Annotated in this window: 6 protein-coding genes; 5 read left to right on the top strand and 1 reads right to left on the bottom strand. The window is 40.1% G+C overall.

The genetic code is table 11. The features are described 5' to 3' along the window. Nucleotides 1-28 precede the first annotated feature (28 nt). Complete coding sequence (gene era, locus IQ242_RS16865) at nucleotides 29-985, bottom strand: GTPase Era (RefSeq protein ID WP_193960767.1); 957 nt, start codon at nucleotides 983-985, stop codon at nucleotides 29-31. Between the two features lie 35 nt (nucleotides 986-1020). On the opposite strand from era, the gene IQ242_RS16860 reads away from it, so the two are divergent. The 5 genes from IQ242_RS16860 to cbiD all read left to right on the top strand — a co-directional run. Further along, the gene (locus tag IQ242_RS16860) at nucleotides 1021-1788 is read left to right on the top strand and encodes a DUF6816 family protein (protein WP_193960766.1); all 768 of its coding nucleotides are present in this window, start codon (nucleotides 1021-1023) and stop codon (nucleotides 1786-1788) included. A gap of 398 nt (nucleotides 1789-2186) precedes the next feature. Continuing rightward, complete coding sequence (locus IQ242_RS16855) at nucleotides 2187-2999, top strand: hypothetical protein (protein ID WP_193960765.1); 813 nt, start codon at nucleotides 2187-2189, stop codon at nucleotides 2997-2999. Nucleotides 3000-3064: 65 nt separating this feature from the next. After that, on the top strand, nucleotides 3065-3355 hold the full coding sequence (locus IQ242_RS16850) for a nucleotidyltransferase family protein (RefSeq protein WP_052276687.1): 291 nt from the start codon (nucleotides 3065-3067) through the stop codon (nucleotides 3353-3355). Next, entirely contained in the window at nucleotides 3352-3690 is a 339-nt protein-coding gene (locus IQ242_RS16845; RefSeq protein WP_193960764.1) for a DUF86 domain-containing protein, read from the top strand. The genes IQ242_RS16850 and IQ242_RS16845 overlap by 4 nt, the downstream gene beginning before the upstream one ends. Nucleotides 3691-3881: 191 nt before the next feature. Further along, nucleotides 3882-4887 (top strand): cobalt-precorrin-5B (C(1))-methyltransferase CbiD (gene cbiD, locus IQ242_RS16840; RefSeq protein ID WP_193960763.1); only part of this gene is annotated, 1006 nt, incomplete at its 3' end.

Raw genomic sequence — 4887 nt, 5'->3', positions numbered from 1 at the left:
CCCTACACCCTACACCCCACACCCCAATTCACTCCTCGGTGCGATAGCCAAATTCTGCTAAAAGTGAGCGAGATTGTCGCCATTTTGGTTCTACCTTCACAAATAATTTTAAATATACCTCCCCGGCGATTAACTTTTGAATAGCCGATCGAGCGGAAGAGCCGATCGCTTTTAACATACTGCCATTTTTACCGATGACGATCCCTTTTTGGGAAGCTCGTTCCACGTTAATGGCGGCAAAAACCTTGGTTAAATCGGGAGTTTCCTCGACGCGTTCAATCACCACCGCCACAGAATGGGGAATTTCCTGACGGGTTTGCAGTAAAATCTGTTCACGGATTAATTCGCCCATAATAAACCTTTCCGGTTGATCGGTGACTAAATCGGGGGGATAGTAATAGGGACCGACTTCGAGGGAATCAGTTAACAGATTTTGCAGTTCTTCGATTCCCGTCCCCTCCAGTGCCGAAAACTTGAGCAGAGGCCAGTTATTTTCCGCCGCTAAGGTGCGATAACTATCGTCGATAGGCTCCGGGTCTTCCGGTTGCTGATCGGCTTTATTTAGCCCTAAAATCGTGGGAGTTTGGTTTTTAGTCAGTAAATCGGCAATATAGCGATCGCCACCACCCAAAAAATTACTACTATCGACAACAAATAAAACTAAATCTACAGAATTTATGGCTTTTTCAGCATTTTTAACTAAAACTTTGCCCAATTCGTGATGGGGCTTGTGAATCCCGGGGGTATCGACAAAAATCATCTGGGAGTGCTCGCTGGTGACAATGCCGCGCAAACGGTTGCGGGTAGTTTGAGCGATGGGGGAAGTAATGGCGATTTTTTGTCCCACTAATTGATTCATCAGGGTGGATTTGCCCACATTAGGACGACCAATAATACCAATAAAACCCGATTTAAAACCAGTGGGTGCGATGGAAATTACTGCCGAATCGAGATTAACGGCTTGGGAGTTGATCAAATCGTTCATAATTAAAGAATATTACTTAAAAAATATTTTTACCCATGCAAAGGATAATTTTGTTCTTGTTAGTATTGATTCTAGGCTGTAGTAACCATTTAAAATTGTCTATGGCAGGAAATTTAAGCGATCGCTTAACTAATTATCCTCGCTGGATGACTAAACCAGTGGTTAGTTTTGCCAGTGGAGATTTAGTTTATCCCGATTGGATGGTAGGCAATTGGACTGTCACCAGTACCCTAATCGATTTAACCGCTCCTCTTGCTCCCCAGATTATCACACCTGGTTTTGAAAGTAATCGTCGTTACCTAGAACAATCGATCGAGTTTCCAGTGAGATTCATTGAGAAAGCTATGTCCAGACCGATAAATGCTGCCTTTTTATCCACCATTATCAGTAAACCATCAATTGTGGCCGATCGATCCTTTAATGGTTTAGCAATTAGTCGCGCCTATTTAGGTAATCAATCGGTATTATCGGTAAAAACTGACCCCAATAATCCCAATCGTCAGATTACCTTTTTACGGGGCGCTCATCAACTAATTTCCACGGTAATTGCCAGAAATAGCGAAACTCCTAGCCGAAATCAATTTATTGCCACAGAAATTAGTCAACAAATTTTCCGGGGAGAAACCAATACTTATCTTAATGAGGTGGAAACCACCACCGCCTATCAGTTATTATCTCCTAATAAAATTCTAGGCGATCAGGTGACAGCCATTTATCTTTCCCCCCAATCTCCTGATTATTTCCAAGCGCCGAATCGTCCTGTGGCTTTGTATCGTTATCGCTTACAATTGCTGAAAGATTAATAGAACTCCTGTAAAAATCAACAATCTTCCCTTAGATGAGGAGACAGGAGGAGAAAAAAGACAAGAGACAATCCTAGCCATAAAACCTAAGATTATGTCCAAAAGGAATTAAGAGAACTTTCCCGGACCTAGTTTTCGGACTTTATTGAAGGACTTGGGGACGATTTGCTTGAATACTCTTAATCCCTCCTACAGCAGATGTTATGGCCTTTTGTCAACGGGGAAGTTCAGTTATACTGCCTTTTACTCGGCCAAGAAAGTGAGGCTCCCACCGCCATTAATTGCTCAATGTGAGCTAAGTTTCTTTTTCTTGAATTGGTCTTTGATGGGTTTGTAGGTGGGGTTAATCGTCTAGTTGTTCAACCTTTTTAAACACACTATTTCTCTGAGGTAATGTTATGACTATTATCATAGGTATAGGTTCTTCTGCAGCAGGATTAAGCACTTATCTTGCGACTTTAGCTTATCATCAAAAACATCAGGTAAAATCTAAAAAGGTTTTATCTTGTCAAGTAACACCGAGTAATCCGTATGAAAGAAAATTGAGTTATAAGGCAGAAAACATTTTAAAAGAGCAAGTGATGTTAGAAGTAACACAATTTTACGATCATCCTTTCTATCGTTTTACTATTACTCTGGAAATAAAAGGATTATTTTGGGCTAAAAATACAGAAGAAGTTTCATTTGATATCTACGATATGCCAGATAGTCTCTTGAGAGATATTAGAAAGTTTTCATCATCTCATAGCTTCACAGAATATTATGATGATTTATTTAGTGATATAGGTGGATATTTCTTACCAATAGATGGAACATCTCATCGAGAAGATGAGGTATATGCTAAGTCTTTAGAAAAATTTACTACAGATTTAACACAGCGTAACCCTCAAGGTTGTCGTATCGCTTTTACTGTCACGAAATGTGATTTATCAGAACTTTGGGTTAATCGAGATTATCCTCGTGGTCTGGTGCAAAGACGCTTTCCTAAAATGTATGCAATCCTAGAAAATTGGACTCAGGAGGACAAGGGAAAAGTTGAATATTTTACCACTTCATCCTTCGGAGTATTTGGTAAATATTGTGAAGCAAATTCAATTATTCAATCAAAAAGTAAAGAGGGAACATTGTCCGTGATTAGAAATCCTCAAGAATGGCAACCTTTTGGCCTAATTGAACCCTTATATTGGTTATGTACGGGTAAAATGCTATAATTATTGTAGGAAAAATTAATATTGCTTGCCCAAAAAATTATTGAGTGATTCGGGAAAGTCTGAAAATGAAACGCTATCAACTTCTTCAAGAAAAACGAGAGAATATTATAAAAATTGCTCGAAAGCATGGAGCATTTAATATTCTAATATTTGGATCAGTTGCCAGAGGAGAAGACAGCAATGACAGTGATATTGACTTTTTAGTAGAAATGGAACAAGGGCGCAACTTATTAGATAGAATTGGTTTAATTCAAGACTTAGAAGATTATTTAGGATGCAAGGTTGATGTGGCTACTATTAACAGTTTACGAGATTGTTTTCGGGAAAGAATCATGAAAGAGGTGATTCCTTTATGAAGGATGACTTGATTTATTTAGGTGATATTTTAGATAGAATTGAACGAATCGAATCTTATACACAGGAGGGAAAAGACAGATTCTATCAATCTTTATTAATTCAAGATGCTGTGATTCGCTGTTTTGAAGTCATTGGAGAAGCTGTTAAACAACTCTCTCCTGAGATCAGAAAAAAATATCCTGAAATTACTTGGCGTAAAATTGCAGGGTTTCGAGATATTTTAATCCATAGCTACACGGGAATCAATGTAGATGAAGCTTGGGGAGTTATTAAAGATAATTTACCTAAATTAAAACAACAAATTCAGCAAATTATTGCTAATGAAAATAATTAAAATCAGTTGACAACATGGAGGTAAGACCTAAGCGATTAGGCATTTTTTTGGTCAAGTATCAAACCCATTCAGCCACTATCCTTAAAAAGATAGCGTGGTGAGGATGTCAAAGAATCATCAAAAATAGCAGCAGTTGCCCCCTAGTTCTATAATCAGATTACGGCTAATTTGATTGGCTATCAACCCTATTTATGTCTATCTCCCCACCCCGTTCGGGTTACACTTTGCCGGTTTTTGCCTGTGCCAGTGCGATCGCTTCTCTCCAGCATCTCCACGGCGAAAATGAGCTAAATTCCGTTACTTTTAATCTTTTAGAACCGCCAGAAACCGTTACAATTGCCATCGAACAAGTTGCCCGACTGAACCCCGATGCTGCCCTAGCCATCACCCGCAGCGATCCGGGAGACAATTTAGATTTAACTAGAAATACCCCTATATGGGCGTTAGTAGAAAGAAAAACAGGTAATCAAGAGATAGAGATTCAAGGCGGTCAAGGAATCGGCCTACAGGTTGATAATGGCGGAAAATCAGCTATCTATAGTTATGCCCAGCGTCTGCTGCAAGAAAACCTCAGACCCCTGTTACTGCCCCAAGAAAGCATCAAAGTAACGATTATCCTTCCAGAAGGCAAAAAACTGGCCACAAGGACTTCTAACGCCGCTTTTGGCGTGGTAGAGGGGTTATCTTTGTTGGGTACCACTGGCATTTCCCAACCCCTCAGCGCTCCCGGACAGTTGGAAATCTTTCGCGAGCAATTAAAAAATTTATCCCGTCGTTTTGATCGCTTGGTGTTTTGTATCGGGGAAAATGGCTTAGATTTAGCCCCTCAAATGGGTATTAATCCTGATATTTTGGTAAAAACAGCCAATTGGATCGGGCCGATGTTATTAGAGGCACAATTACAGGGAATCTCTGAAATTCTTTTGTTTGGTTATCACGGTAAATTAATTAAACTTGCCGGGGGAATCTTTCAGACTCACCATCATCTCGCCGATGGTCGTCGGGAAATTCTTACCGCCTACGCCGCTAAAATGGGTTTAGCTACCCCCCATCTCCAGCAAATTTTTGACAGTAGCACCAGCGAAAACGGTCTGGAATATCTGCGTCAATTAGACCGGCAAACGGGCGATAATTGGGTGGAACGCATCTATGGAGAAATGGCTAATACGATTGATCGCCTGTGCCAAGATTACGTTT

The sequence above is a fragment of the Microcystis sp. LEGE 08355 genome (genome assembly GCF_015207185.1).
GTDB lineage: Bacteria > Cyanobacteriota > Cyanobacteriia > Cyanobacteriales > Microcystaceae > Microcystis > Microcystis panniformis.
The sequence above is the reverse complement of the archived record's forward strand: the minus strand, read 5'-3'. Positions and strand labels throughout refer to the sequence as shown.